Below are 25,928 nucleotides of genomic sequence, written 5' to 3' on the forward strand. Positions count from 1 at the left end.
GAAGCAATTGTTAACCCTCGTGGCGGACCCTTTAGGGACACCAAAACGGGGGTTGCATTATGCGCAGCAAATCGGCCGGCTCCATGATCGGAGCCGGAGCAATCATTACGTCTGTCTTCGCGGCAGGCGCCGCCACGATCCTGTCGGGCGGAACCAGTACGACCAGCAACTCATCGACCAGCACGGCCGATAGCGGCACGGTCACCATCTCCAGCAGCAGTGCGAGCAGTGCGACGACGACCAGCACGGCGACGACCAGCAGCACCAGCAACAGCTTTGCTGACTTCGACTTCGCCAATGGCACGGTATTGCCGGGCAAGGCGACGCTCTGGATCGGCAACGCCACCTACAAGCCGGGCAGCAGCACCGTCTATGTCCCGGTCTATCTCGATCGGGCGACGCCCAACACGGTGATCGCGCGGATCACCACGGTGAACGGCACCGGCACGCTGAAGGCCACGTCCGGCACCAATTACAAGACGGTCGACACCGTCGTCATCTTCCGGCCGGGTGATCCGCTGGAACAGACGGTGGAAGTGCCGGTTATCAGTGCCACAGAAGGCCAGCAGTTCAGCGTGAAACTGCGAGAGGCGCCCTGGGGCGCATTGCAGGGACAGTCGACGGCAACCGTCACGGCCAAGGCCTATGTCGCCGCGACCGAGAAGGCGACCGGCACCTTCCGCGAAGCGCGGACCTTCGCGGCCTCGGGCACGCTGCAGTTCGAACTGCTCAAGGACACGCACAAAAGGTCGGTCGATGGCGGCTGGGACCGCTGGGCCACGACCCTGTCGCATGGCCGGGCGCAGACCGGCAATGGCGAGACCGGCCTCTATGTCGACACCACCACCTATCCGGGGATCGAAGGGCCGGTCTACTGGAGCAACAAGGGCCTGGTGCTGCACAGCCAGGTGCTCAAGACCCCGATCAGCTATCAGGGCGTGACCTATAATTATGGCGCGTCGATCCTGGATGGCCGCAATTTCCTCGCCTCGCAGATCGGCTATGGCCAATATGAGTGGGAAGCGAAGATGCCCAACCGGCGTGGTTCCTGGCCCGCTTTCTGGCTGATCTCGACCAGTGGCTGGCCGCCGGAAATCGATGTCTATGAAGGCTTTGGCTATCAGAGCTATTGGGATTTCGATCGCCATGTCGGCCAGACGATCCATGTCGGTGCCAACAGCACCCGCTATGACCAGCGCGGTATCGTCATCCAGACCGAACAGGCCTATGGCCTGTCGGGCTACTCGCAGGACTTCCACAAGTTTGCGGTCGATATCCAGCGTGACTACATCACCTGGTTCGTCGACGGCAAGGAAACCTACCAGTCGGTCAACCCGTTCAAGGGCTTCCGCTTCTATCCGCTGATGAATGTCGCGGTGAAGACGACGGGCGCCTATGATGATGGCAGTGGCGACATGACCATCCGCAGCTTCAAGGTCTATTCGGCGCCATAATAGGCCCGGCTGCCCCGGCCTGTCAGGGCATAGAGGCGGCCCCAGCATTTGATCCACTGCCCGGCGATGTCGACCCGTCGCGCGCCGGGCAGCAACAGGGCGAGGAGCCCGGCGGTGCGCATCGCGAACACCGCCAGCGTCCGACCGAACAGGGTGAGGGTGCCGACGATGCCGGGCCGATGCTTCCGGCGGGTCAGCGTCTCGGTAAAGCCGATCCGCCACATGCGCGAGAGCGCCCAACTGAGCCTCACCCGTTCGGGTGGCACCCATTCGCTGACCCGCGCATCCGTCGCCCAGCCGAAGCTGAGGCCGGTATCATATAGCCGGGTGAGGTAATCCAGATCCTCGCCGCCACTGCGATTGAAGCGCGGATCGAACCAGGGGGCGGGCAGCGTCTCCAGCGCCTTGCGGCTGAGCAGCAGATTGTTGCTGGCCCATAGCATGTCGGTGGCGCCCGAAGGCCGTTCCTCAGCCCGGAACACCAGCGCTTCGCGTGCCCAGTGTGGCGGCGGACGCAGGAAATGGGCGTCGACGGGGCCGCCAACCACATCGGCGCCGCACATCTCTCGAATTGCGAGGAGTGCGTCGAGCCAACCGGGTTGTGGCCATTCGTCATCATCGATCATCGCCAGATATTGCATTGCCGGAGCCGCGAGCGCGGTGGCGACGATCGCGTTGCGGACCGAGCAAAGGCCCGGCTCGGGCACATGCAGGATATGGATCGGCAGAGGATAATCGGGATCGTCCTGCATCTCGTGCGCGACCATCGCCCCTTCCTGCGCCACCGGATCATTGTCGGCGACCAGCAACTGGACATCGTCATGCTGGACGACGGTGGCCAGGCTTTCGAGCAGGTGGCGCAACTGGCCCGGTCGACGGTAGGTCGGGATCGCGATCCAGATTGTTGGGACGTGGGGCATCATGCAGTCACCTCCATCGGGGTCGGGCGGGCGCGTCCGCCGCGTTGCAGCCATTTGATAATCTTGTGACCCGGCAGTTCAATCAGCCGGTAACTGGCCCAGCAGAGCAGCCAGGTGGCGATCAGCATGGCGGCGATGAAGATCCAGTCATGGCCGACAAAGCCGTGCCGATGGGCAATGCCCATGACGCGGGCCATGATGTCGCGCACCAGCGGATGCCAGAGGTAAATGGAATAGCTGATCAGGCCCAGATGATAGCTGACCGGGTTGGCCATCACCGCGCGGGCGGCGGCGCCATCATAATAGCAGGTGAGGACCAGCGCGGGCATCAGGCACACGACCAGCACGTCGGCGGCTCGGGGCAGCATCAGGGCGACAGCGATGATGACACATATGGCGGCAAATCGGCCGGGGCCATCGAGCAGGCTGCGGGTCAGCGCCATGTCGCGGATGCGATAGGTCAGGACGCCCAGCGCAAAGCCGGCAAGGCAGCGCAGCAGCGTCAGCACTGTGTCATAGTCGTTGACATCCAGGGGGCCGCTGGCGCCCCGGCCGGAACTGGCGACCAGCACCAGAATGCCGACGCACAGCGCCAGTTGCGCCCAGGCCCAGCGGGAAAAGGCCATGATCGCGATCAGCGGGTAGAGGAGATAGGCGGCGACCTCGGTGCTGACCGACCAGCTGTTGCCGGCGATCGGCTGGGTGCCCCATCCCCAGCTCTGGATCATCAGCAGGTTGGTGAGGATATTGGGCAGGTCGAGCGGGATCGCCTGTGTCCCCGACACATTGACCAGGATGCGGGCCATGAACACCAGGGTGACGATCAGGTGCAGCGGCCAGACGCGGGCGGTGCGGTTGATCAGGAAGTCCATGTAACTGGACCGCCCCAGATTGTGCATCAGCCGGTCATAATAGCCGTAGGAAATGACGAAGCCGCTGAGAATGAAGAAAAGATCGACAGCCAGATAGGCGCGCGAGAAAAGCGGGATGGCGAAGGCCTGAAAGGCCGGCGCATGGGGAATATGGTAGAGCAGGACCGAAACGGCGGCGATGCCGCGCAGGCCCGTGAGCGAGGAAATTCTCATGCGGCATGTCTCCCGGCCGGCGGCGCGTCGTCGAAGGCGGCGGCGATGGCGTCCCACAGCGGCTTGCGGCGCAGGGAACCGTCCAGCGGTAATCCGCGCGACAACTGGCCGTCGGGCCATTTATAATCCTTGTAGTTGGACAACCAGGAATAGCGGTCCGACAGGCCCCAGCAGAGCACGGCCTGCATCGCCGGATTGTCCAGCGCGACATCGATGAAGGCGCGGCCGACACTGGCAACTTCGCTGTCACGCTTGGCCGGGTTGGGCGGGCCGCCAATGTCGGCAATGTCGAACTCGGTAATCTCCAGCTTCAGGCCATAGCCGCGCAGCAGGTCGAGGAAATCGGCGAAGCGGCGCTCGTTGAACCCTTCCTTATAGGGTTTGAGATGACCCTGGATGCCGATCGCGTCGATCGGCACGTCACGCGCCTTCAGCCGGTCGAGTAGCTTCAGCATCGCGGTCCGGCGCCGTTCGCAGCGGGGCGAGTCATGTTCGATGCCATAATCGGTCAGGAACAGGGTCGCCTTGGGATCGGTCTCGCGCGCGGTGTGGAAGGCGATGTCGATATAATGTTCGCCCAGCGCCTGCATCCACATGCTGTCGGCGCGCATCCCGTCGGCGCGGCCATCATTGGGCTCCAGCGCCTCGTTCACCACGTCCCATTCCTGGATGCGGCCGGCATAGCGGGGCATGGCCGTGGTGATATAGCTCGTCATCAGCTTCTGGCGGCCGCGATCGCTGGCGGCCTGCAGTGCGGGCTCCAGCCATTTGGGCTGGGCGGCATACCAGACCAGGGCATGGCCGCGCGCGCGCATGTCATGCTTCTGGGCGAAATCGATGATCTGGTCGGCACCGCTGAAATCATATTGGCCCGGTTTGGGTTCGGTCGTGCCGCGCTTCAGCTCATATTCCTGCACCAGGATATTGCATTCCTGCGCCACCGCCTGGGTGAAGCCCGCATCCTCGCGCAACTGGCGCGACTTGACCGCCGCGCCGAAATAGCGGCCCTTGGCACGGGCATGGGTGGCGAGGCCGGGCGGCATGGCGGCCGCCGCTACGCCAGCGGGCAGTGTCGCCGCCAGTGCCATGCCGCCGGCCAGAAATTCGCGACGCTTCACAGGCGCGGCCTCCCGCCCACCATTTGGGCCATGTCGATCCAACGGTCGGAAATCCGGCGATAGACGGGATCGGGCAGGATGATCTGCATCAGCACGGTCGCGGCCAGCCGCGGGCCGAAGGCGCCGCGCAGCACGGCGCCGACATAATAGCGCATCGCCTGGAACCGGCTGGTCGGCCAGATGCTCTTGGCCGCATGCCAGCCCATATAGGCGGAAAAGGCACGGGCCGAGATATGCGGGCGCAGGTCGCGCAGCCAGATGAGGCTGCCGACGCTGCCGCGCACCGCCGACAGCCGATGTTCGGCATCGCGGTCGGCCCAGATCGTGCCGGGCCGCGCGGTCATCTGGAACTGACCGCCGGCCAGCGCCAGACGCACGGCAAAGTCGGTATCGTCACCGAACTTCACATCCTCGCGATAGCGGACCTTGTTGGCGAGGCCGCGACTGAGCGCCAGGCTGCTGGTCTGGATGAAACCGCGATCGCACATGAGATAGCGGTCGATCGTCTCGCCGGTCGCGATCGCGCGGGGAGGTTTGAGGAAATTGCGTCCCTGGCCGCGATCGACCAGCACCTGGCCGTAGGCGACCACATTCTCGTCCTGTTGCAGCAGGGGCAGCAGGTCGGCGAGATGATGAGGCAGGAAGCGGTCATCGCAGTCGAGGAAGGCGATATAGCGCCCGCGCGCCTGCGCAATCCCGGTGTTGCGCGCCGCCGATGCGCCGCGATTGGGCTGGACGATGACGCGCAGGCGCGGGTCTGCGATCCCGGCCAGCACCTGTTCGGTGTCGTCGGTCGATCCGTCGATCACGACGATCACCTCGATCAGCGCGATGGTCTGGTCGAGCGCGGACAGCACTGCATCGACCACCTTGTCGCGACGCTGATAGGTCGGGATGACCACGGAAAAGAGCGGCGAAGCCGCCTGTTCCTGCAGCGCGGACGGAGGTTGCCAGGCCGCCATCACGAACGGGCGCCGCTACTGAGGGCATCGGCCTTGCCGAAACGCAGGACGAAGCCGTTGACGAGCGAACGATAGAGCGACTTTGGCATGTAGGAGCGCAGCAGCTGGCGCGCGATCACCCGTGGCGGAACACCACCCGCGGTCAGGCCGATGGCGAGGTCGCGGATCGCCGCGACCGGGCGGATCGGCGCCATATGATAGGCGAGCACCGTCGCGCGATAGCCACGCCGCGCCCGGTTGGTCAGCATATGGCCGCAGCGATCGAGCCAGTCGAGCGAGGTTTCATAGCCGCGCACATAGGAGGTGCGGCCGACCTCTGTGGCGTCCAGCCAGATGGTGAGCGGCCGTTCGATCATCCGGAAGCGCGCGCCGGCGCCCTGAAGCCGGACGCAGAAGTCGAGATCCTGCCCCTTCTTGAGCGCGGGGTCGAACAGCACCTGCTGGGCCATCCGGGTCGGTACGACCATCGTTGAGGTCTGCATGAACTGGTTGGCGCAGAAGAGATATTCGCCAACATCCTCATCTTCCCGGATGCCGCGGTCGGGGCGGATCCAGTAGCGATCGACGCCTCGATCGACTTTCATCCGCGAATAGAGAACCGTGCGGCCGCCGTCGCCCGCCAGCGCTTCCGCCATGGTCGACAGCTTGCCGGGCAGGAACAGGTCGTCGGAATCGAGGAAGGCGATGTAGCGCCCCTCGGCGGCGAGAATGCCCCGATTGCGCGCCGCACCACCACCGGCATTGTCCTGCCGGATGTAACGCAGGCGCGGGTCGCCGATCGCTTCGATCACCGGGCCGGGATTGTCATGCGAGCCATCATCGACGACGACGATCTCGAAATCGGTCCAGTCCTGCGCCAGTACCGACCGGATCGTGTCGGTGACCACGTCGGCGCGGTTGTAGAGCGGGATGACGACGGAGAAGAAGGGGATGTTGGTCATGCGCCATGGACCTTTCGATATTCTTCATAATGGATGCCGGTGAGGCCGGCGATTTTGCCCGCGGCGCGATAGAGCTTGCCGAGGCGCTCCACCCGCTTGCCGCGGTCCAATGTGGTGAGGGGGCCGACCGCGCCGACCAGGAAGCCGACCGCGATGCGGGGGCTTTCGCTGAGCGCCGCACGAAGGGCGCCGCCATGGGTGCGGGCGACGATCATGTCGGTCATGCCGACACGATAGCCGCGCATCAGCAGCCATTTGGCGGTAACCCGGCTGGCTGGGATGAGTTCGGTGACCAGCGCTTCCTCCGACCAGGCGAAGCGGAAACCGGCGCGCTGCATACGGGTGAAGAGCTGCTTGTCCGACCCGCCGGTGAGCGCCATGCGCTCGTCGAACGGGCGGGCGCCGATGCGGCGCAATGCGTTGGCGGACATCAGCACATTGGCGGTGCTGTCGACCAGCGAGACCGGGCCGGACTTGTCGCGCCGCTTGGGCTGGAGCAGCGGATGGCGCGAGGCCCAGGCGGGCAGCGGGCTGTCCATCTCGCGCAGCACCGCGCCGCCGACGACATCGGCGTCCCAGCGGTCGGCGGCCGTCACCAGCGCGTCGATCCAGCCGGGGCATGCCGCCTCGTCATCGTCCATCATCGCCACATGGGTGACGCCGGGCCGGGCGAGAGCCGCCTCGACCAGCGCATTGCGGACCAGGGGAATACCGCGCTCCCGCACCAGCAGCGCCTCGATCGGCCAGCGATAGCCCGATGTCGCCAGCGCCTCCACCACGGCCAGCCCCTGCTGCTCCCTGGCATCATTGTCGGCGACCAGCACATCGATCCGGTGGCGGGTTTCGAGCGTGGTGAGCGAGGCAAGCGTGCGCCGCAGCCCCTGGGGGCGATTGCAGGTCGCGATGCAGATGACGACATTAGCCATGGGAAGCCTCCGGGCGGGCGAGAAAGCGGCGGCGCCACTGCGGAAGCGGGCGCGCCTTGTAGGTGGCGTGGGCGGCGGCGATGGCCGCCAGGAAGATCACCCAGACCTGCCGATCCTTGTCGAAGAACGAGGTTTCCAGCAGATTCTGGTAGAGGACGAAGACCCAGATCGCGAAGCAGGGCACCATGATCGGCCGGTTCTGCGGCGTCGCCCCGGTCAGGAACCAGATGGCAGGCAGCGCCAGGAAGGTGAGCAGCAACATGATGAGGCCGAGCGGTCCGGTGGTCACCAGGATTTCCAGATAGCCATTGTGCGAATGGGCGGTCAGGGTCTGAAACGCCTGGTTGAGATAATCGAGCGAGGGGCTGCGATCGCCGACCTGCCAGAAGCCGCCGAAACCCGCGCCCAGGAACGGATGGTCCTTGAGATAGGCGAGGTCGACTTCCCAGATGGACACGCGGCCGGTGAAGGAAGTGGGGTCGGCGAAGATCCGCTCCACCACCGGCTGGAAGGCGACATATAGCCACAGCACCCCGACCATGCCGAGCGCGACCATGATCAGCAGCACCGCCCGTTTCTGGGTGGAATCGCTCAGTGCCCGATAGACGGCGCAGACGCCCAGGATGGCGAAGGACAAGGCGAGCGAGGTCTTGCTCTTGGTGCCGATCACGAAGACGAAGGCCATCACCGAGAAGAGGGCATAATACCATTTCTTGGTATCGACCCAGGCATTGGCCGCGACCATGAAGGTGAGCGCCATGACCGCGCCGGCAATATTCTTGTGGAAAAAGAAGCCGCGCCAGGCGCCGATCAGTGCCTTGTCGCTCTCGGTCGGCGGATGCACTGCCGCGGAGGTCAAGGGCAGCGAGACCCAGCAGATGATGAGGGACAGGATGAGCGCGTAGCGCAGCGCCTGGAGCAGCCTTTCAGGGCCGATCAGGCTGAGCGCACTGAAGGTGATGTAGATCACGATCAACTGCTGCATCGCCCGCTTGAACGATACGAACGGATCGACGCCCCAACTGCAGGTGATGAAGAACCAGGCAAGCATGATGGCCAGCGGCCAGAGCGTGAAGCGATAGCGTGGCGGATAGCGGCGGATCAGCTGCACGCCGGTCAGCAGCATCGCAAAGCCGATGAACAGCGCCTGCTTGAACAGGTCCGAACCATTATTTTCCTGCGCCATGGCGACCAGTTCATCCTGGGTGCGCGAGGCGAAAGGCTGCTGGCCGATGAAGACCAGCATCAGGAAGGTGAAATAGAAGATTTGGGCGACCAGGATCAGCCGGGCGCTTTCGGTCTTCTTGATGGCGGCGACGCCCGGCCGGGCCAGGACCGGCGCGGGAATGTCACGATGCCAGGGGGTGCTTGCCATCGCTCAACCCTCCGCCTGGTTGCGGCGCCAGTTGCGGTCGAGTTGCCAGATGCCGAGCATCATGACGAACTGCGACAGCACGACGCCGGCGATCGAGAAGACGGGCGCGACCAGCAGGGTCAGCAGGGTGACGGCGGCAATGCCGACGCCGCAGCTACGCAGGCTCTGGGCGGCGAGCGGACGGAAGGCCTTGCGTGCCTGGGTCATGACGCTCATCGGCGTCTGCACGCACTGGACCAGCGAGAGCAGGGCGCAGAGCGCCACGGCAGTGATCACCAGCTGATGGTCGAGCGTGGGCTTGAGGATCAGGCCGGGGAAGAAATAGAGCGCGCCGGCCGCGACGACGCAGGTGCCGAGCCACAGGAAGACAAGGGCGCCCATGAAGATGCGTTCCGACTGGATCGCGGCCTGATGATCGCCGCGCGCGACGGCACGGGTCATGCGCGGGCGTTCCAGCTGAGTGAGGGCGGTTATGCAGACATTGACCGGGCGGAAGAACAGCATGCCGACGGCGATCGGCGCGAAGGCGGTCGGCCCCGCGAGCAGGGTCACGGCATAGCTGTGGGCGTTCGACGTCGCCTCGGTCGACAGCACGCCGACCAGCGTCCAGGCCGACTGTTCCTTCCACACCGGGCGATAGGCGCGCAGGGCGGCCAGCGGCGACATGGCGACATGGCGGCGCAGATAGGGGCTGCCGAAGGGCAGCAGGCCAGCGAGGCTGGCGGCGACCAGCATGGTGCCGATACTGGAGAGGTCCGCGCCGGTGCGCATCGCGACCAGCAGGCCAATGAGGATCGTCGCGGCATAGGCGATGTCGGACCGGGCGGCCTGCATCGGCGCATGATGGGCATAGGCGTTGGAACGGCCGAACCAGCGGATCAGCGACAATGTGCCCGCAAGGCCGAAGACCAGCGCGGCCTGTGGCGAGGCGGTGGTCCAGGCGATGGCGGCGCAGATCAGCCCCTGGCTGAGCGAGAGCAGCAGGTTGACCGGAAAGAAGAAGCCATGCGCCGCGCGATCGACATCCTCGCCCTGATTGACGGCGATCGTGTAGGGCGTCGACACCAGCGCGTTGGACAGGCTGTAGCCGAACTGGATGATGACCAGCAGGAAGGCGAGCACGCCGATGCCGGTGGTCGCGAGATGGTGGATCGAGAAGAGCTGGACCAGCAGATGGCTGACCGAGACGATCGCCGAGGAGAAGCTGGCGAGGCCGAAGCGGCCGAATATGGTGCCCAGGCGCTGGGTACGGCCGGAAGCCGCCTGCGCCTCAGCCATGGCGGTGCTTCCAGATCAGCCACAGGGCATGGGGATTGGTGGTGATATAGCGCCAGGCCAGTTCCTTGGGCCGGGTGCCCATGCGGTGCAGCCATTCCAGGCCATTGCGCTGCATCCACATCGGCGCGCGCGGATAGTCGCCGGTGATATAGTTGAACAGGCCGCCGCAGGTGACGATCCAGCCGGCCTTGATACGATCGCGATTGCGCACGCAAAAGGCCTGCTCGCGCGGCTTGCCGGTGCCGACCCACAGGACGTCGGGCGCGGCCGCGTTGATCGCGTCGATCACCGCATCTTCCTCCTCCGGCTTCCAGAAGCCGTTGCGGCGTCCCGCGACGGTAAGGCCCGGTGCCATCTCGACGATCCGATCGGCGCAGGCGGCGTTCACCTTTTCCTCGCCGCCGAGCAGATAGTAGCTGACCCCCGCCTTCGCTGCGGGCACCAGGCTGTCGATGAACATGTCGGTGGTGCTCGACCGGTCGGCGATCGGCGGCTGGCCGACCCAGCGCGAGGCGGCGACGACGATCTGGCCATCGGCATGGATCAGGTCCGCCTGCGCCAGATTGTCGCGAAAGCCCTTGTCCGTGGCGTTCATCGACAGGCCCTGGCCGTTGCAGTCGAAGATCAGCAGCGGGCGCTGGTCGAGCGCGCGGCGCAGCGGCGCCTCGCCCAGCATCTGGTCGATCAGCGCATCGAGCGACAGGGTCGACACCGGAATGCCGCCGACCAGGGCGATCTCCTCCGGCGTGGACACGGGCTGTTGCAGCGGTTGGCGGGGAATGGCCTGCTCAAGGCTCATGCGATCACGCTCCCTGCGATTGCGACGCCGTGGCGATCGAGATCGTCGATCACGCGGCGCATGTCGGCGATCGCGGTCTCACCGCGCCGGGCGACAATGGTGACGGCATCGAAGCCCGCGAGGATGGAGCCGAACGGCGTCTGCTCACCGCGCCGCTGGGCGAGGTAGAAGAGCATCGACGTGTCGTGCAGGCCCCAGCCAGCGGCGGTGTCCGCCAGCGGCCCCTTGGTCACCAGGCTGGATGCGCTGCCCGATGCCCGGCCGGCGGTCATCAGCCACAGGCCATCGACCGCCGTGCGCGCGGCAGGCAGCAGCGCGGCGCTGCCAAGCAATTGTTCGGCCAGACCCGCCTTGTTGGCGACGCGGAACAGCCGATCAAGCGAGGGGCGGTCGATATCGACATCGACCAGCATCGTCTGCCCGTCCATCTGCGCCATTACGACGGCGAGATTGGCGGCAAGGATCGCGGCCTCGTCGCCCGCGTCGATCGACAGGATGGCAAGGCGCAGGGCTGCGCCGTCGCTGTCCTTTGCTGCCGCGCGCATCTTGGCGCGGATGGTGCGGACCTTGGCGGCATAGGCGTCCGCCGGGTCGAAGGCGCTGACCACCAGCGGATCGACCCGCTGGTCGCCGGCCGCCAGCAGCGGGAAGCCGCCCTGCATGGCGAGGATGATGCCCGCCGTCTCGGGATCGAGCAGGCCAAGGTCGATCGCCGCCTGCTGGAAGGGCTGGCCGGCGGCATGGCCATGGGCTTCGATCCGGCCGATGTCGGTTTCGGCGAGGAAGCCATGTTCGACCGCAAGTTGCGCGAAATCCTTGGTATCGCGGGCGCGGGGCTTGAGGCCGGTCGTGGCGCCGGCGGTCAGATGGGGATGGGCACTAGCCGTGGAACGCAGTCTCATGCGGCCTCCTGTCGCTTGGGGAGCCAACCGCCCCGTGCGGGGGCAGGCAGCAATTCGGTGATGACTTCGACCTCGGTCGCGCGGGCCACGCCGGCGGCGGAGCGGACGCGGGGCTGAGCGATTTCGATCAGGACGACCGCCGCAATGCCGCCGACCAGGCCAAGGGCGATGCCACCCACCAGCCAGAGCAGCAGGTTGGGCTTGGCGGGCAGCAGCGGCACGGTCGCCTCGTCGAGCAGGCTGGCATTGGGTTGCGAGATCTGGCTCTTGAGTGCCGCTTCGTTGAAGCGCTGGCGCACCGTGTCATAGGTCTGGCGGGCAGCATCGACGTCGCGTTGCATGACCATCAACTGGTCCTGCACGTCGGACATGCGGATCATGCGGTCTTCCTGCGAGGCCATGTTCGACTTGAGGTCGCCCTCGCGGCGGCTGGCGGCGACGCTGTTGGCGCTGACCGCACCGGCCTGGCTGGCGCGCGCGGCGCCAAGCTTGGCCTGGAGTTCGGACAATTGCGCCGAAGCGGCTGCCATGGTCGGATGATTGGGGCCGAGCGTTTTGCCCAGTTCCTGCACCTTGGCCGACTGGGCCGCGACCTGTTCCTGCAAATTCTGGACGATCAGCGACCCTTCGATGTCGGACACCGAACCGGCGCCGGCCTTGCCGCGCGCGGCGGCGGCTTCGGCCTGGGCCTGGGTCAGCTGATAGGACATGTTCTTCAGCTTCTCGGCCTCAAGATCCATGCGGTTGATGCCGATGATGTCATGGGCACGCTGGAAGTCGGACAGGCGCTTCTGCGCATCCTCATAGCGGCGGCGCACGTCGGCAGTCTGTTCGTTGAACCATTTGGCCGAGGTGCGCGCCGGCGAGGCACGCAGTTCCACCTGCTCGCGCATGTAGATCTGCGCGGCGAGGTTGGCGACGCGGGCGGCGACCTGCGGATCGGGATCGAGATACTGGATTTGCAGCACGTTGCTCTGGCGGCCGGTGGTGACCAGCAGCCCGGCGCGCACGCGCGCGGCGGCCTGTTGCAGGCGGGCATCGGCTGGCATGTCCGCGGGCAGCGCGTCGATGAAGCCCGCTTCCTTGGCGACCGCATTGATCACCTTGGCACTGCGGATGATGTCGGTCTGGGTGCCCAGGATCGAGTCCACCTCGACCCGGCCCTGATTCTGGGTCGTGTCGGTCGGATCGGTCTGCGACAGGTCCAGCATCAGCGAGGTCGTCGCCATATATTGGCGCGACTGCATGAAGGCCGCGACCGCGATCAGCAGGAACAGGGCGCCGCCGATCATCGCGGCGACCCGCCAGCGCGCCTTGACGGCGGCGGCAAGGTCCAGGGGGTTCATCGTCATAGTCCGTCCACTCCTCGGAGCATGGCGCGCATTTCCTCGGCCGGCGTCGGCGCGACGGTGCGCGGCGCGGGCTGCTTGGCCATCAGCAGCAGAAATTGCGGCGCCAGCGTATCTTCAAACATCCACAATTCGCCGCCCGGCGTGGGCGTAAGGGCAGGCTCCAACCGAGCCAGCGCATCGCTGGCATCGGCTTCCATGCCCGGATATTCGCCCAATATGTCGCTGCCGACGCGCAGCAGCCGCTCCAGCGAAATCGCCGACATCTGCGACGCGACGATGCCGGCCAGCGCGATCATCCGGCGCCCGGATGCGCTGTCGCGCAGGGCGCGGGTGAACAGGCCATGGCTGGCGCTGCTCATTTCCGCCCAGTCGTCCAGCGCGCTGGCCAGCCCCTGTTCGACATCGCTGGCGGTCACCTGCTCGCGGCCGCTGGCCTCGGTCACAAGCGCCGCCTGCATGCCGAACAGCCGGGCATGATAGGGCGACCCCATTGCTGCGCCGGCCAGCGCCTCCACGGCTTCGGGCGTGATCGACAGCCCGGCCTTCTCGCCGCAGCTTGCCAGCAGCAGTTCCAGTTCGGGGCGGGCGATCGGGCTGACCCTCTGGGGTGCGATATGGCGGCGGAGCGAGGGATGGGCGGCGATCAGGCCGTCGACATCCCCGGCAATGCCGACCAGTACGACCTGCACCGGCGAATGGATATCGGTCAGCAGCTTGAGCAGCGTTGCGACATCCTGCTTGGCGGTGTCGGAGCGGACCCGGTCATATTCGTCGAGGATCAGGATGGAGCGCTGGCGCACCTCCTCGACCAGCAGGGTCGCAAGGCCATTCACGTCGAGCGGGCCGGTGGCGAGCTTGCGGGCCCGTTCCTGACCCGCGCCGCTCATCGGTAGTTCGGTGAGGAAGGGGCGGAACAGCGAGTCGAAATCGGCCTCGCCGCTCGCCGACCCATAGAGAGCAACGCAGCCCGCCTCGTCCGCCAGATCGCCGAAGACGCGCGCAAGCGAGGTCTTGCCCGATCCGCGCGTGCCGAAGATGATCGCATGCTTGCGCTGGACCACGATCGCCTCGACCAGCTTTTCCAGCTCATTGTTTCGGCCGGCCAGACCATGGCGGTCGGTCACCGGCATGGCGGTGTTGAAGGCGCTATAGATCGAATCCCGGCGCAGGCTGATGGGCTTGAGCGGCGTTGCCATCGCGCCCATCGAAAGCGGTCGCGGGGTGTCGTCGGGCGCCGGTTCGGGCTCTGCCGTCCGGTGGAAGCTCGGTGCAACCGGTTCCTCCAGCAGTAACGGAGCCTGATCGGGGATGACACGGGCGGAGGGGCTGGAGCTGCCGGCCAGTCGGCGCGGCAGGGACCAGAGCCAGTCGAGCGTACCCGCCGAGCGGGCGCCGAAATCATGTTCCATCGCGGTCAAAACAGCTTCTCCCGGATGATGAGGACGTCTTCGGGCTTCACCGGATCATCCAGCTTGGCCTGGACCTCCTGGCCGCCGCGCTTCACCTTGATGCTGCGGGTCGAACCGGCGAGGGTCGGACCACCGGCCAGGGCAAGCGCCTGGCGGAAGGTCTGGCCCGCGACATAGGAGAAGGCGCCGGGCTGCTGGACCTGGCCATAGACATAGACCTTCTCGGCCGGCGGTACGAACAGGATGTCGCCGGCCTGGAGCGGCCGGCCGGCGCCGGCGCTCATGTCGGTGAGCGAGATGCGCACGGCGCCGCTGCCATCGGCCGGGGTCAGGATGACGGCATTGGCGCCGGCCGTGGTCGCGCCGCCAGCCTTGGCCAGCATCGATGCCACGGTATAGTTGCGGTCGAGCGGGTAATTGCCGGCCTGGGGCACATTGCCCAGCACCGTGACCGAGCGGCTGACATAGTCGCTCACCTCGACACTGACCGAGGGTTTGGTCAGATAGCCGCCACCGGCATAGCTGGCGGCGATGTCGGACGCGAGCTGGGACGTGGTCTTGTCTTTCGCATCCACCGGCCCGACCAGCGCGAGCAGCACCGTGCCGTCGGCCTTGATCCGGGTTTCGGTCGACAGGTCGGGCTGGCCGAAGATCGAGATCTTCAGTTGATCGTCCGGGCCGAGCAGATAGCCGGCGGGGGCAGAGGCCGCCGGCCGCGCGGGCGTGGCGGCAACCGCCGCAGCGGCGGCAGCACCGGCAGGCGCCTGTGCTGCCTGGACCTGGGCCGTTTGGGTTTGGGCCGACAATGCGTTCGGCACCGCCAGCAGGGGGAAGGCGGCAAGGATATGGAAGCGTGTCGCTATTCTCATGGGTCAGGCTCCCTTCGGGTCAAAAGCGCAGCAGCGCTGAGAGCGTCACCTGCGTGCCGCTATAGTTGGAGACATCGGTGTCGGTACGACGGCGGTAATGTTGGGCGTCGAGGCTGAGATCGAAGCGATCGGTCAGCTTGCGCTTGAGCGTCGCGCCGAACTGGCGATTGCGGTCCGCCTCGATCGAGAAGGGGCGCAGCGCCGCATCCTGCCGGAACTTGCGCCTCTGCCAGTCGGCATAAAGGCCGGCCGAGGTCAGTTCGCTGATCGCGATCTCCCCCTCGATCCGATAGCTGGAACGGATCGCGAAGCCGCTGGCGATCAGGCTGTCGTTCATGATGTCGCGGGCGGTGGAGGCCGTCAGCTTCACGCGCGGAATGATGCTGGTCGACAGCCGCACATCCCAGCCCATGCCATTATAATTGCCGACCGCGGCGGAATCGCTGCTGACATCCAGCCATTGCAGGTCGGCGTCGATCTGGGTGATCGGCGTCACCGAGCGCTGGTAGCGCAGGCCATAGGCGTTGATACGGTTCTTGATGCCCAGCGTGCGCCGGTCGCTGACCGTCCGCTCATAATAAGTGGTGAGCGTGCCGAAGCTGGGCTTGTTATAGCCAAGGCCAACCTTGAAGCTGTCGCTATCCTGGTCGGCATAGTCGAAATCATCGGCATTGCGCGTCGTGTCATGCTGGTAGCCGGCGACGGGAAAGAAGCCCGGCCGCTCGCACGACAGGTCGGCCCCCAGCGTGGAGAAGCGCTGGAGATTTTCGGTCGCGGCGTTGATGTCGCCATAATCGGCCCGCTGCTGGCGATAGCTGGCGCGCGGCGTGATGCCGCAGGTGGCTCCGAATCGAATCGTCGCCTTGGCCTCCGCATCGAGTCGCAGCTTGCTGCGCTGGGTCTCCGACACGAACTGGTCATAGCCGGCCTTGGCCCGGACCTGGATGTCGTGCCGCCCGAGCGGATGGGCATAGGTCGCCTCGATCGAGGGCGTGACGATCAGGTCGCCGGTGGGGTCTTCGACCCGGTCGTCGACGCGATAGACATTGTCGTCATAGAGAAGATCGAGCCCGGCCGTCAGGTGCAGGCCGAGCGTATCTATGCGCTTGTCATCATCCTGGGCCTGCGCCGTGGAGGGCAGCCCGGCGAACAGCATTGCGCCGCCAAGAGCGGCCATGGCGGCCGCATGCGGCCATCCAAAATCATTTGCTGCGGGCGCACAGGGGCGCGCCCGCAAACACGGGTTATGGGCATTATCCAAACGCATGAATCCTTATTGCATTGCAGCAACAAGGGGCATGCTAATCGTATTTTTACGTAATGCACACGGGTCCGGACGCGACTTGTCGCGCCAAAACAACGGCTCGTTTCATCGACGAAAGGAGCCGTTAACAGCCGATCCCGGCTGTTAATCTGAGGGCAAGGAAACTGGCCCCGATCAGAAGATCAGATAAGCGATCGCGCCGATTGCCGCGCAGAAGGCGAGGATGCCCGCCCAGCGCGAAACAAACTGAATCGGCCCTTCCGCGCGGTCGGCGATCGACAGCGCATGGCCGTTTTCGGGGAGATCGCGGACGGCGATGCCCGCATCGGAAAAGGAGGTTTTCGTTGCGGCAACTGCCGCCAATTCATCAGCCACGACCGTCATCCTGGGAACTTTATGAACGGTCGTTAATATAGGATTTTAGGGTTCACAAATAGTTTACATCGGCATGAAAGCCGGCTCAGCTCATCGCAAAAGCCGGCTTCTGATGCTGAAAATCCTCAATCCTGGTCAAAGCCCCTGTAAACATTGGGGCTTCACCAGCAGGCGGGATCAATAGGCGTTGCGGTGAACCAGAACCCGTGCCGTGCCGACCAGGATGCCGATGTCGCGCATCAGGCTCCAGCCGTGCAGATATTCCAGATCCGCCTCGACCCGGTTCAGAATGTCGCGCCGGGTTTCGGTCGCGCCGCGGAAGCCGCGGATCTGGGCCAGGCCGGTGATGCCGGGCTTGAGCGCATGGCGATGCCAATATTGGCGGTCGACCTGCCAGAACAGCTGGTCCTCGGCGGTCGAGCCCAGCGCATGGGGGCGCGGGCCGACCAGGCTCATCTCGCCGAGCAGCACGTTGAGCAGTTGGGGCAGCTCGTCGATGCTGGTGCTGCGGATGAAGCGGCCGACGCGGGTGATGCGATTATCGTCGCGCTGGGTCGAGGTGGCGCCGGCGGTGTCGCACTGTTCCACCCGCATGCTGCGGAACTTGAGGATGTGGAACAGGCGGTTGCCGCGGCCGATCCGTTCCTGACGGAAGAAGACCGGGCCCGGCGAGTCCAGCCGGATGGCGACGGCAACGGCGATCATCAGCGGCGCCAGCGCGATCAGCACCGGCACGGTCAGGATGATGTCGAGCAGCCGCTTCTTGGCGCGGTTGGCAAGATTGAGCGGGCCGCGTGCCACCACCAGCGTCGACACGCCGCGATGGCTCTGCACCGCGAGCGGCGCCATCGGGTCGAGTTCCGGCACGATGATCTCGCCCAGGATATTGCCACCCTTGAGCATCTGCGCCCAGTCGGCCTTGCGCTCCAACGGGCAGGAAATGACCACCCGATCGAAATCGCGCAGCAGCATGCCAAGGCGATGCAGCATATAGGGATCGTCCAGATCGGCGCGCAGGCCGAGCGTCGGTGCATCCACGATCGTCATGCCATTGACATCGTCTGGGATCAGGCCGTCGTCGATGATCAGCAACTGGGCGAACAGGCCTTCGGCGAAATTGCGGCGAACGGCGCGGACGACCAGCACCCGCTGCATCACGATCAGCGCGCCGCTGAAGAACAGGCCGGTGCTGATGCCCAGGCGCGAGAAATTGTCGGTGACCTTCAGCGAGAAGACGACCAGCAGGAAGATCAACAGGGTTCCGGCGAAGGCCATTACTGCACTGCGGCATGAGGCCGTCATGCTGGTCAGGCAACGCGGGTTATAGGCCTGGTTGTGAAAGGCGATGGTGCCATAGACCAATATCCCGCCGGCAAGTGGTTGCCAGACCTCCATCGACAGGATCGGAATACCCGCCACGCGCAGGCCGATGACGAACCCTGCGGCCAGGGCCATCATGTCTGCAAGCAGCAGAACCAGGCTCAGCCACAGGCGCGCGTTCCGCTGGAAAGCGGCGGTGGCGGGCTGGCGACTGGGGGTTCCTGCAATCGCCAGATCTATTTTGGACATCGGCAACCCTTTAAATGCGTCGTGACGTCATGGTCCGCCCGCCCGTCGTCAGACGGTGGCGATCTTTCCCCAGGACATCCGCTGCCTTTGATTTATGTTGCGTAGCAGCAGGACATAGTTGCTCGGTTGTTACAATTGGGGGAGGGATATTCGGACGCACATTTCCGACGATCCGTTGAGCGCGCATTTTTCATCCTGCCGCCCCTTCGTTCTGTCGCAGGGAAAAACGATCAGATGTGGTCAGAGGCGTCGCTGGCCTGACGGAAACGACGTCGAATCAAATCGCTCAGCGAAACAGCCACCAGCCGATCAGAAGCAGCGCGCCGACAAGGGCCATGGGGCCGGCCCAGCGCGACAGGAACTGCACGCCGGTTTCGGCCAGATGATGGGGGAAAGGCCAGATTCTGGGGCCATCCGCATCCTCGCCATGCTGCGGGACGGGATCATGCCGTGGCGCCGACCGGGCGCTGTCGTGTCCGGCATTGCGATCCTGTGGTGGCGGAAACAGATCGACCATCATCATTCCCGATGCGATGCGAGGATAGCGACCGCGGATCACGATAACCTGCGGCCGGGCAAAGATAAACCATTATCCCTGCCCGGCCGCGTTCGGTTCAATAGCGGAAACGCGCCGACGCATAGACGGTGCGTCCCGGTTCGGGAAAACCATCCGTCAGCGTATAATAGTCATCGAACAGATTGCGCCCGCCAATGCCGAGGTCGATCTGGTCGGTCAGCGCCAGATCGACGCGCAGGCTGGCATTCACATAGGCGCCGGTGCGGTAATAGCGGGCGGGCTGTGAGGCCGGGGTTGCGGTGAACAGGGTCCAGCGGTTCGACGCCAGGTCGACGCTCGGGACGATGTGCAACCGTTCGACAGGCGCCCAGTCGAGATAGGCAAAGCCCTTGTGCGTGGGAACGCCGGTGGGACGGAAGCGCGCGTTGGACGGATCGGTCAGGTCGCGCTTGATGCCGGTATAGTTGATGCCCGCGTCCAGCCCCGGCAGCAGCGTCGCCGACGCCGACAGTTCGATGCCATAATATTCGCCCTTGCCGACATTGCGGCTCTGGCTGAGGTTGGTGAGAGCGCAGCCCGTGGTCGGGACGGCGGGCGGCGTGGTCGACGCGGTGCAGGGATAGGCCGGCGTTGGCACGCTGAAGATCGCGTCCCGCACCCAACTGTAGAAGAGCGCGCCCTCCAGCCGGATGGATCCCTGGCTCCAGCTTCCGCCGATCTCCGCATTGGTCGCCCGTTCGGCCTTCAGGTCGGGATTGGGAATGGCAGTGTTGAAGCGCTGGCTGAACCGTTCGAAGATGGTCGGGAAGCGGGCACGCGATGACAGGCTGGCGTGGAGCGACAGCGCATCGCTGGCCTGCCAGTCGAACCGGCCCTGTGCGTTCCAGGTGTCGGCGTCCCTGCGCGGGTAATTGTAGATGACCGATGGCGTGCCCGACGTGCCGAGCGGGGCGCCATATTCCTCGGCCCGCTCCAGATTGCGCCAGTCATAGCTGCCACCCAGGGTGAAGCGGAGCGTCGGGCTCAGCGCCAGCTCATTTTCCAACGCGATGGAATAGGTGGCCTCGCTCTGGGTCTGTTTCGGCTCAGTGGTCGCAACGCCGGCCGTCGAAAAGCTGGTCTGGAACTCGACATGCTCATCATGGCGATAATGGAAGGCGAGGCGGAGCGTGTCCGCATCGGTCGCACTGAAATCGAGCTGGGCCGATCCGCCCCAGGCCTTGTCCTCATAGGGGCTGTCAAAGGCGTAGGGCCGGCTCTGCGTGGTCTGCGTTCGGTCGTTGAAGGAACGGAGCATCGAATCGAACTGGTTATAATAAGCGCGGGTCTTGAGCGTCGCCCGATCGCCCAGCGCCGTGGTCGACAGGAAATAGACGCTGGTGATGTCCCAGGACGGCCAGTCCCAGAAACGCGCCGTGGTGACCGTGTCGCTGATATGCAGCGGCGCGCTCTTCGATCCTTCCTGATGGGTATAGCTCAGCGCATATTCGTCGGTGGCATTGGGGGTGAATCCCACCTTGGCATTGACCCGCCAGTCTTCCGCCCTTGAAAAGTCGCGCGCGCCGCCATCTTCCAGCGTGGGAACACGCGGCGTGAAACCATTGGGCAGATCCCAATGATCGGTAAAGCTGCGCGCATAGCTGGCCTGCGCATACCAGAGATCGTGCCGGGTGCCGACCTTGGCCGACGTGGTATAGCCGGCATAGTCCATGTCATTGTCGAAGCTGACCTGTCCGCGCAGGTCGATGTCGAGCGCTTTGGTCGGCTTGCTGGTCACCAGATTGATGGCGCCGCCCATGGCGCCGGGGCCGTCCAGCACGGAGGCATAGCCCTTGGCCACCTGGACCTCGGCAATGTCGGTGGTCAGGAAGCGGCCATAATCGAGCCGGTTGTCGGCGGGCAGATAGACACGGATGCCGTCGATCGAGAGCGGCACCTGGAACCGGTCGAAGCCACGCACGAAAACCAGTCGCTCGTTGCGGGTGCCGCCGCTGTTGCCGGCGGACACGCCGGGCATGAGGTTGACCGCATCGTCGAGCGAGGTGCGGTTGAAGCTGTAGATGGCGTCGGAGGACAGGGTGCTGCCGTCAATCTCGATCCCGCTGGTGCGGGGGGCGGTGACGATGATCTGGCCGAGTGAGAAGCGATCGCTGTCGCCGGCCGCGTCGGGCGCGCCCTGCGCCTGGGCCGTCGCGGTCCAGCAGCACGCGCTGGCCAGCAAAATGCGCATCATGGTCTGTCGCATGAAAATCCCCCTATTCTTGGTCGTTCGACTCGCTATATCCCGCCGTATATAGTTTTGCTTTCGGGAGGGAAGCCCGTGCGTCAGCCACTGTTCCTGCTGTTTCCGGCCCTGTGCGCGGCCTTGGTGCCGGCATCGGCCTTCGCGCAAATGTCGGGCATGCCGGCCTGCACTGCCCCGGCCGATCCGCCGGCGGAGATGGCATCCTGGCGCGCGCCGCAGCCGATGAAGGCGGCGGCGGATGCCAAGGGAGCCAGCAAGGTCAAGCTGAAAGCCGGGCAGGCCGTGGCGCTGACCCTGCTGCCGACGCCCAGGATCAGCTATCCGCTTCGGCCGGCCAAACCCGGCGGCAGTGTCAGCTTCGGTGGCATCGTCCATTTCACCGTCGATCAGCCCGGCACATGGCGGGTGGCGCTGAGCAGTGGCGCCTGGGTCGATGTGGTGAAGGACGGCACTGCCGCGACCTCGATCGCGCATGGTTATGGCCCCGATTGCACCGGCATCCGCAAGATGGTCGATTACAGCCTGGAACCAGGCGACTATATCCTGCAACTCGCGGCCAATGGCGATCCGCAGATGACGGTGCTGGTGACCCGTCTGCCGTGAAGCCGGCGCGCTGGTTGCTATTGCTCGCGACGCTGCTGCTGATCGGGGCGGGGCGGCCGTGGCATTGGAACTTGCCCCTGGGCGAAGCACCGCCCCCGGTCCCGGTCGGTAACGCAATGAGCGCGGCGAAGGTCGAGCTTGGCCGTCGCCTTTTCTATGACGCCGACCTGTCGGCCAATGGCACGTTGAGCTGTGCCGGATGCCATGAGCAGCATCGCGGCTTTGCCGACGGCAACCGCACGCGGCCGGGCGTCCATGGCGATCCGGGGCTGCGCAATGTGCCGGGCCTGGCCAATGTCGCCTGGTTGCCGCGCCTCACCATGGCCGATCCGGGGATCACCAGCCTGGAGGCGCAGGTCGCCGTGCCGCTGCTCGGCGAGCATCCCGTCGAAATGGGGATGAAGGGGTTGGAGGCGGAACTCCCGCGTCGGCTGGGCGCCGATGCCTGCTATCGCCGGATGTTCGCGCGCGCTTTCCCGGACCGTCGCGGCCGGATCGACATCGCGACGGTGTCGGCGGCACTGGCGGCGTTCGAACGCACGCTGATTTCGCGTGACAGCCCCTATGATCGCGATCGACGGGGGCAGGCCGATGCCCTGTCGATGTCGGCCCGGCAGGGCGCACATCTGTTCGCGGACAAGGGCTGTGCATCATGCCATGCGGGGCGGGATTTCAGCGACGGCGCCTATCATCGGCTGGAACCGGCGGCGGCCGCCGATCAGGGGCTGGCCGAAAAGACGGGGCTGACCAGTGATGCCGGGCGTTTTCGCACGCCGTCTCTCCGCAATGTCACGGTGACGGGGCCCTGGTGGCATGATGGGTCCGCGCAAACGCTGGATGCGGCGATCCTGCGTCATGGCCAGAAACTGACCGACGCCGAACGGATCGCGATCACGGCTTTCCTCGATAGCCTGACCGATCGGACTTTCCTCACCGATCCACGCTTCGCCATGCCGGCTGAAGCCTGCGGCAAGAAATTATGAAAGAGGGGCGGGCAGGGGGATCGGCCGCAGCAGGGCGTCAAGCTGGCCCTGCGCCTGTCCTCCGGTCGCGGTGAGCGCGGCCTCTTCCAGCGCGCGATAGGCAGCCAGCACGGCCTGACCTGCTTCCGTCACCCGCGCGCCACGATCCCGGCCGCCGCCGGCGACCGTCTCGACCAGCCGGTCGTTCCAGCAGCGGTTCATCGTGTCGACCAGCAGCCAGCTGCGCCGATAGCTCATGCCCAGTGCTCGTCCGGCCGCCGATATGGAGCCGTGCAGCGCGATCGCATCGAGCAGATCGGCCTTGCCCGGTCCCATGGCGATCTCATCCCCGCAAAGGATCTGGATCTTGAGCTTGAGCGTTCCGGTCTGCATGGCCCTGCCTGATTGCGTGCGATTTGCCCCTCTTAGCCCGTTGTCGCAGGTTCAGCGAGGGGGTGGCATGGCCCGCATTTGCTGCCGCCTTGGAATTGCCGAATTCCTGTGGGACAGGCGCAATGGTCGCCGAAAAACATAGATAGCCGGATAGAGAGACATGCCCCAGCCTTCCGCCCCGATCCAGATCGCGCGCCTGCGCCAGCCGATCGGCCTGTTGATCGGAACGGCATTGGGGGCTGCATTGCTGACGCCGGGCCTTGCGGCCGAGCCTGCCCCGTTCGAGCTGACCGGGCCGGACCTCAAGGTCAGCGTGACCCGCGGCACGACCAGCTTGCCGATCAGCCAGGTGCCGAGCCTGCGGGCCGGCGACAAGTTGCTGATCGAGCCGAACCTGCCCAAGGAACAGGGCGCCAATTTCGTGCTGATGTCGGCCTTCCTGCGGGGCGCGACCAATCCGCCGCCCAAGGACTGGATCGACAGCGCGGAGACATGGAAGAAGAAGGACAAGGATCGCCGCCTCGCCTTGACAGTACCGGACGGCGCACGACAGATGGTGCTGTTCCTGGTGCCCGAGACCGGCGGTGGCGAGGGTACGGTTAGTGACGCGGTGCGCGGCAAGCCGGGCGAGTTCGTGCGGGCTACGCAGGAACTCAATCAGGCGTCGCTTGATCGCTCGCGGCTGGATGCCTTCATGACGGCGATCCGGACACAGGAAAACAGCCATCCCGAATTCCTGCGCAGCGTCGCGCCGGCGCTGGCCCGCAGCCTGTCGATGAAGCTCAACGAGGATTGCCTGTCCAAGGTGATCGAGCTTCAGGCGGCCTGCCTGCTGGAGAATAAGGATCAGCTGGTCCTCGCCGATGTTCACAGCAGTTCGATTGCCGAGACGCTGAGTGGCACGCCGACCGACCTGGCCCTGCAACTCGCCTCCACGCGTGAAGCAGGCTATGGCTATTACAGCCCCTATATCGGCGTGGTGCGCGATCTGGCCCGGATGTTCGGGGCCTTTAGCAGCCCCAGTTTCGAATATCTGCCGACCGTCAGCCTGCGCCGCGACGACAATATCGGGCTGATGCTGAACAAGGCGCCGTCCTTTGCCAAGCCCAAGTCGGTGATGGTGGTCGGCATGCCCTCGATCGAGGCGGACAGCCCGCCGCGCCTGCGCAGCGGTGCGCAGGCACCGATCTGCGCGGCATTGCCCGGCACGGTGCTGCCGGTCGAGGGGGCGCCGCTCATCTATTCGACCAGTTATGCGCGCGGCATGACGGTGCAGTTGAAGGCTGCGTCGGGCCAGACGATCGAATATCCGCTGGAGGCGCGGGCCGATCGCGGCGGCTATGTGATCCGCGCCGATGGTCCCTGGCCGGCTGACTTCAGGGGATCGATCGAGGCCCATGTCTATGGTCAATGGGGGTTCGACCGGTTCGAAGGGCCCGATTACATCCTGCAGCGGCCCGATGACGCGGCCTGGCAAGTGAAGGGCGAGGCGCCGACACTGGTCGTGGGCCGCGATAACGGCCTGACGCTGACGGGCGGTGCGCCTTCTTGCGTCGAAAGTGTCACCCTGCGCCAGGGCAATGCAGCGCTCCAGGCGATCGGCTGGAAGGTGCAAGGACGCGATGCTCTGGACCTGACCCTGCCGCTTGCCGATCGACGCGCCGGACCTGTCACTGTCGATGTCAAATATCAGGGCGTGGCCAAGCCGTTCTCCATGGCGCTGCGCGCCTATGCCCAGGCGAGCAAGCTGGACGGGCTGACCGTGCATCTGGGCGATGCTTGGGGCGAAATGACGGGGCAACGGCTCGATCAGGTGGCGAGCGTCGACCTTGGCGGGCGTAGCTGGAAACCCGATGGCCTGACCCGCGACGGTTCGGTCGACCGGCTGCGTCTGACGGCCGCGGGCGATGGGACTGTGCCAGCCGAAGGCGCCAGCGCCCGCGTGCAGCTGGAGGATGGGCGGACCGTATCCGTGCCGGTCACGATTGCCCCCGCGCGGCCCCGTGTGACCCTGCTCAACAAGAGCGTCACGCCCGCTGCGGCAACGGGGCTGCCGGTGACGCTGGGCGGATCGGATGTGCTGCCCAATAATGGCCGCCTCGTCTTTTCCGTGCAGGCGCAGGACGGCACCAAATTGGCCATGGCCGATGCGATCGAGGTAGCGACGCAGGATGGCGGTGCCAGCGTCCGGCTGACGGCCGGTTCCGGCCTGCAACTGCAAAGTCCGCAGGTGATGGTGGCGACCCTGGATCCCGCGGCGCTCGGCCCCGCCTTCGGCCCGCTGCAATTCCGCATCGTGCGGGGCCGCGAACAGGGGGATTGGCAGCCGCTGATGCCGCTCGCCCGCCTGCCGCGGATCGAGGCGGTGGATTGCGCGGGCAAGGAGCAGAAGGATCAGGGCTGCACCATCAAGGGACGCGACCTGTTCCTGGTCGATGCCGTCGCCGGCAATCCCGCCTTCGATCAGCCGGCTCCGGTGGCGCAGGGCTTCACCGGATCGACCCTGACGGTCCCGGCGCCGACGGATGGCAAGCTCTATGTCCGCCTGCGCGACGCGCAGGGCGCGATGCTGGTGGTGCAAGCGCCATCGCCCGCCGCCTGATCGCCTTC

23 protein-coding genes are annotated in these 25,928 nt (G+C 65.6%); 4 read left to right on the forward strand and 19 right to left on the reverse strand.

The window, feature by feature from the left end:
- Positions 1 to 59: 59 nt before the first annotated feature.
- Positions 60 to 1,454 (forward strand): family 16 glycosylhydrolase, encoded by a 1,395-nt coding sequence (locus tag VHN57_RS06555; protein WP_423283198.1) that lies wholly within the window; start codon positions 60 to 62, stop codon positions 1,452 to 1,454.
- Here the strand turns inward: VHN57_RS06555 and VHN57_RS06560 are convergent.
- The 18 genes from VHN57_RS06560 to VHN57_RS06645 all read right to left on the reverse strand — a co-directional run bounded on the left by VHN57_RS06560 (position 1,439) and on the right by VHN57_RS06645 (position 21,360).
- Entirely contained in the window at positions 1,439 to 2,377 is a 939-nt protein-coding gene (locus tag VHN57_RS06560; RefSeq protein ID WP_278988270.1) for a glycosyltransferase family 2 protein, read from the reverse strand. The genes VHN57_RS06555 and VHN57_RS06560 overlap by 16 nt on opposite strands.
- Positions 2,374 to 3,459, reverse strand: coding sequence for an acyltransferase family protein (locus tag VHN57_RS06565; protein WP_423283200.1), 1,086 nt, complete (start codon positions 3,457 to 3,459; stop codon positions 2,374 to 2,376). The genes VHN57_RS06560 and VHN57_RS06565 overlap by 4 nt, the downstream gene beginning before the upstream one ends.
- Entirely contained in the window at positions 3,456 to 4,577 is a 1,122-nt protein-coding gene (locus VHN57_RS06570; RefSeq protein ID WP_278988720.1) for an endo-1,4-beta-xylanase, read from the reverse strand. The genes VHN57_RS06565 and VHN57_RS06570 overlap by 4 nt, the downstream gene beginning before the upstream one ends.
- Positions 4,574 to 5,539, reverse strand: a complete 966-nt coding sequence (locus tag VHN57_RS06575; protein WP_004212417.1) for a glycosyltransferase family 2 protein — start codon at positions 5,537 to 5,539, stop codon at positions 4,574 to 4,576. Before VHN57_RS06575 ends, VHN57_RS06570 begins: the two co-directional genes overlap by 4 nt.
- Complete coding sequence (locus tag VHN57_RS06580) at positions 5,539 to 6,480, reverse strand: glycosyltransferase family 2 protein (protein ID WP_037507003.1); 942 nt, start codon at positions 6,478 to 6,480, stop codon at positions 5,539 to 5,541. Before VHN57_RS06580 ends, VHN57_RS06575 begins: the two co-directional genes overlap by 1 nt.
- The gene (locus tag VHN57_RS06585) at positions 6,477 to 7,406 is read right to left on the reverse strand and encodes a glycosyltransferase family 2 protein (protein ID WP_017499216.1); all 930 of its coding nucleotides are present in this window, start codon (positions 7,404 to 7,406) and stop codon (positions 6,477 to 6,479) included. The genes VHN57_RS06580 and VHN57_RS06585 overlap by 4 nt, the downstream gene beginning before the upstream one ends.
- Positions 7,399 to 8,781, reverse strand: coding sequence for an O-antigen ligase family protein (locus tag VHN57_RS06590; protein WP_136187150.1), 1,383 nt, complete (start codon positions 8,779 to 8,781; stop codon positions 7,399 to 7,401). The genes VHN57_RS06585 and VHN57_RS06590 overlap by 8 nt, the downstream gene beginning before the upstream one ends.
- A 3-nt stretch (positions 8,782 to 8,784) precedes the next feature.
- Positions 8,785 to 10,059 carry a polysaccharide biosynthesis protein gene (locus VHN57_RS06595; RefSeq protein ID WP_423283204.1) on the reverse strand — a complete coding sequence of 425 codons (1,275 nt, stop codon included), beginning with the start codon at positions 10,057 to 10,059 and terminating at the stop codon, positions 8,785 to 8,787.
- On the reverse strand, positions 10,052 to 10,858 hold the full coding sequence (locus VHN57_RS06600; protein WP_278986306.1) for a WecB/TagA/CpsF family glycosyltransferase: 807 nt from the start codon (positions 10,856 to 10,858) through the stop codon (positions 10,052 to 10,054). The genes VHN57_RS06595 and VHN57_RS06600 overlap by 8 nt, the downstream gene beginning before the upstream one ends.
- Entirely contained in the window at positions 10,855 to 11,760 is a 906-nt protein-coding gene (locus VHN57_RS06605) for a P-loop NTPase family protein (protein ID WP_099232688.1), read from the reverse strand. Before VHN57_RS06605 ends, VHN57_RS06600 begins: the two co-directional genes overlap by 4 nt.
- On the reverse strand, positions 11,757 to 13,112 hold the full coding sequence (locus VHN57_RS06610) for a GNVR domain-containing protein (RefSeq protein ID WP_010339077.1): 1,356 nt from the start codon (positions 13,110 to 13,112) through the stop codon (positions 11,757 to 11,759). Before VHN57_RS06610 ends, VHN57_RS06605 begins: the two co-directional genes overlap by 4 nt.
- Complete coding sequence (locus VHN57_RS06615) at positions 13,109 to 14,521, reverse strand: AAA family ATPase (protein ID WP_278986312.1); 1,413 nt, start codon at positions 14,519 to 14,521, stop codon at positions 13,109 to 13,111. Before VHN57_RS06615 ends, VHN57_RS06610 begins: the two co-directional genes overlap by 4 nt.
- A gap of 5 nt (positions 14,522 to 14,526) precedes the next feature.
- Positions 14,527 to 15,390, reverse strand: coding sequence for a polysaccharide biosynthesis/export family protein (locus VHN57_RS06620; RefSeq protein WP_278986308.1), 864 nt, complete (start codon positions 15,388 to 15,390; stop codon positions 14,527 to 14,529).
- Between the two features lie 19 nt (positions 15,391 to 15,409).
- Positions 15,410 to 16,567, reverse strand: a complete 1,158-nt coding sequence (locus VHN57_RS06625) for a hypothetical protein (protein ID WP_278986310.1) — start codon at positions 16,565 to 16,567, stop codon at positions 15,410 to 15,412.
- Between the two features lie 261 nt (positions 16,568 to 16,828).
- Positions 16,829 to 17,038 (reverse strand): hypothetical protein, encoded by a 210-nt coding sequence (locus tag VHN57_RS06630; protein WP_010339081.1) that lies wholly within the window; start codon positions 17,036 to 17,038, stop codon positions 16,829 to 16,831.
- 168 nt (positions 17,039 to 17,206) lie between these two features.
- Positions 17,207 to 18,598 carry a sugar transferase gene (locus tag VHN57_RS06635; RefSeq protein ID WP_278986311.1) on the reverse strand — a complete coding sequence of 464 codons (1,392 nt, stop codon included), beginning with the start codon at positions 18,596 to 18,598 and terminating at the stop codon, positions 17,207 to 17,209.
- Positions 18,599 to 18,884: 286 nt separating this feature from the next.
- Positions 18,885 to 19,115 carry a hypothetical protein gene (locus VHN57_RS06640; protein ID WP_125997025.1) on the reverse strand — a complete coding sequence of 77 codons (231 nt, stop codon included), beginning with the start codon at positions 19,113 to 19,115 and terminating at the stop codon, positions 18,885 to 18,887.
- Between the two features lie 97 nt (positions 19,116 to 19,212).
- A complete protein-coding gene (locus tag VHN57_RS06645) occupies positions 19,213 to 21,360 on the reverse strand; it encodes a TonB-dependent receptor plug domain-containing protein (protein ID WP_423283209.1) in 2,148 nt (715 codons plus the stop codon).
- Between the two features lie 75 nt (positions 21,361 to 21,435).
- On the opposite strand from VHN57_RS06645, the gene VHN57_RS06650 reads away from it, so the two are divergent.
- The gene (locus VHN57_RS06650) at positions 21,436 to 21,963 is read left to right on the forward strand and encodes a hypothetical protein (RefSeq protein WP_278987078.1); all 528 of its coding nucleotides are present in this window, start codon (positions 21,436 to 21,438) and stop codon (positions 21,961 to 21,963) included.
- Entirely contained in the window at positions 21,960 to 22,946 is a 987-nt protein-coding gene (locus VHN57_RS06655) for a cytochrome-c peroxidase (protein ID WP_278987079.1), read from the forward strand. Before VHN57_RS06650 ends, VHN57_RS06655 begins: the two co-directional genes overlap by 4 nt.
- Here VHN57_RS06655 and VHN57_RS06660 read toward each other — a convergent pair.
- Entirely contained in the window at positions 22,941 to 23,318 is a 378-nt protein-coding gene (locus tag VHN57_RS06660) for a winged helix-turn-helix domain-containing protein (RefSeq protein WP_278987080.1), read from the reverse strand. The two genes, VHN57_RS06655 and VHN57_RS06660, sit on opposite strands and share 6 nt — an antisense overlap.
- A gap of 160 nt (positions 23,319 to 23,478) precedes the next feature.
- Here VHN57_RS06660 and VHN57_RS06665 point away from each other — a divergent pair, with 160 nt between their 5' ends.
- Complete coding sequence (locus VHN57_RS06665) at positions 23,479 to 25,920, forward strand: hypothetical protein (RefSeq protein ID WP_278987082.1); 2,442 nt, start codon at positions 23,479 to 23,481, stop codon at positions 25,918 to 25,920.
- Positions 25,921 to 25,928: the final 8 nt, after the last annotated feature.

Origin of the sequence: Sphingobium salicis subsp. salicis, assembly GCF_049472635.1 — a bacterium.
Lineage (GTDB): Bacteria > Pseudomonadota > Alphaproteobacteria > Sphingomonadales > Sphingomonadaceae > Sphingobium > Sphingobium yanoikuyae_A.

Excerpts from the sequence above, each read along its gene's own strand:
- VHN57_RS06555 (WP_423283198.1), top strand. The coding sequence starts at position 60 with ATGCGCAGCAAATCGGCCGGCTCCATGATCGGAGCCGGAGCAATCATT.
- VHN57_RS06560 (WP_278988270.1), bottom strand. The coding sequence starts at position 2,377 with ATGATGCCCCACGTCCCAACAATCTGGATCGCGATCCCGACCTACCGT.
- VHN57_RS06565 (WP_423283200.1), bottom strand. The coding sequence starts at position 3,459 with ATGAGAATTTCCTCGCTCACGGGCCTGCGCGGCATCGCCGCCGTTTCG.
- VHN57_RS06575 (WP_004212417.1), bottom strand. The coding sequence starts at position 5,539 with ATGGCGGCCTGGCAACCTCCGTCCGCGCTGCAGGAACAGGCGGCTTCG.
- VHN57_RS06580 (WP_037507003.1), bottom strand. The coding sequence starts at position 6,480 with ATGACCAACATCCCCTTCTTCTCCGTCGTCATCCCGCTCTACAACCGC.
- VHN57_RS06585 (WP_017499216.1), bottom strand. The coding sequence starts at position 7,406 with ATGGCTAATGTCGTCATCTGCATCGCGACCTGCAATCGCCCCCAGGGG.
- VHN57_RS06590 (WP_136187150.1), bottom strand. The coding sequence starts at position 8,781 with ATGGCAAGCACCCCCTGGCATCGTGACATTCCCGCGCCGGTCCTGGCC.
- VHN57_RS06595 (WP_423283204.1), bottom strand. The coding sequence starts at position 10,059 with ATGGCTGAGGCGCAGGCGGCTTCCGGCCGTACCCAGCGCCTGGGCACC.
- VHN57_RS06600 (WP_278986306.1), bottom strand. The coding sequence starts at position 10,858 with ATGAGCCTTGAGCAGGCCATTCCCCGCCAACCGCTGCAACAGCCCGTG.
- VHN57_RS06605 (WP_099232688.1), bottom strand. The coding sequence starts at position 11,760 with ATGAGACTGCGTTCCACGGCTAGTGCCCATCCCCATCTGACCGCCGGC.
- VHN57_RS06610 (WP_010339077.1), bottom strand. The coding sequence starts at position 13,112 with ATGACGATGAACCCCCTGGACCTTGCCGCCGCCGTCAAGGCGCGCTGG.
- VHN57_RS06615 (WP_278986312.1), bottom strand. The coding sequence starts at position 14,521 with ATGGAACATGATTTCGGCGCCCGCTCGGCGGGTACGCTCGACTGGCTC.
- VHN57_RS06620 (WP_278986308.1), bottom strand. The coding sequence starts at position 15,390 with ATGAGAATAGCGACACGCTTCCATATCCTTGCCGCCTTCCCCCTGCTG.
- VHN57_RS06625 (WP_278986310.1), bottom strand. The coding sequence starts at position 16,567 with ATGGCCGCTCTTGGCGGCGCAATGCTGTTCGCCGGGCTGCCCTCCACG.
- VHN57_RS06630 (WP_010339081.1), bottom strand. The coding sequence starts at position 17,038 with ATGACGGTCGTGGCTGATGAATTGGCGGCAGTTGCCGCAACGAAAACC.
- VHN57_RS06635 (WP_278986311.1), bottom strand. The coding sequence starts at position 18,598 with ATGTCCAAAATAGATCTGGCGATTGCAGGAACCCCCAGTCGCCAGCCC.
- VHN57_RS06640 (WP_125997025.1), bottom strand. The coding sequence starts at position 19,115 with ATGGTCGATCTGTTTCCGCCACCACAGGATCGCAATGCCGGACACGAC.
- VHN57_RS06645 (WP_423283209.1), bottom strand. The coding sequence starts at position 21,360 with ATGCGACAGACCATGATGCGCATTTTGCTGGCCAGCGCGTGCTGCTGG.
- VHN57_RS06660 (WP_278987080.1), bottom strand. The coding sequence starts at position 23,318 with ATGCAGACCGGAACGCTCAAGCTCAAGATCCAGATCCTTTGCGGGGAT.
- VHN57_RS06665 (WP_278987082.1), top strand. The coding sequence starts at position 23,479 with ATGCCCCAGCCTTCCGCCCCGATCCAGATCGCGCGCCTGCGCCAGCCG.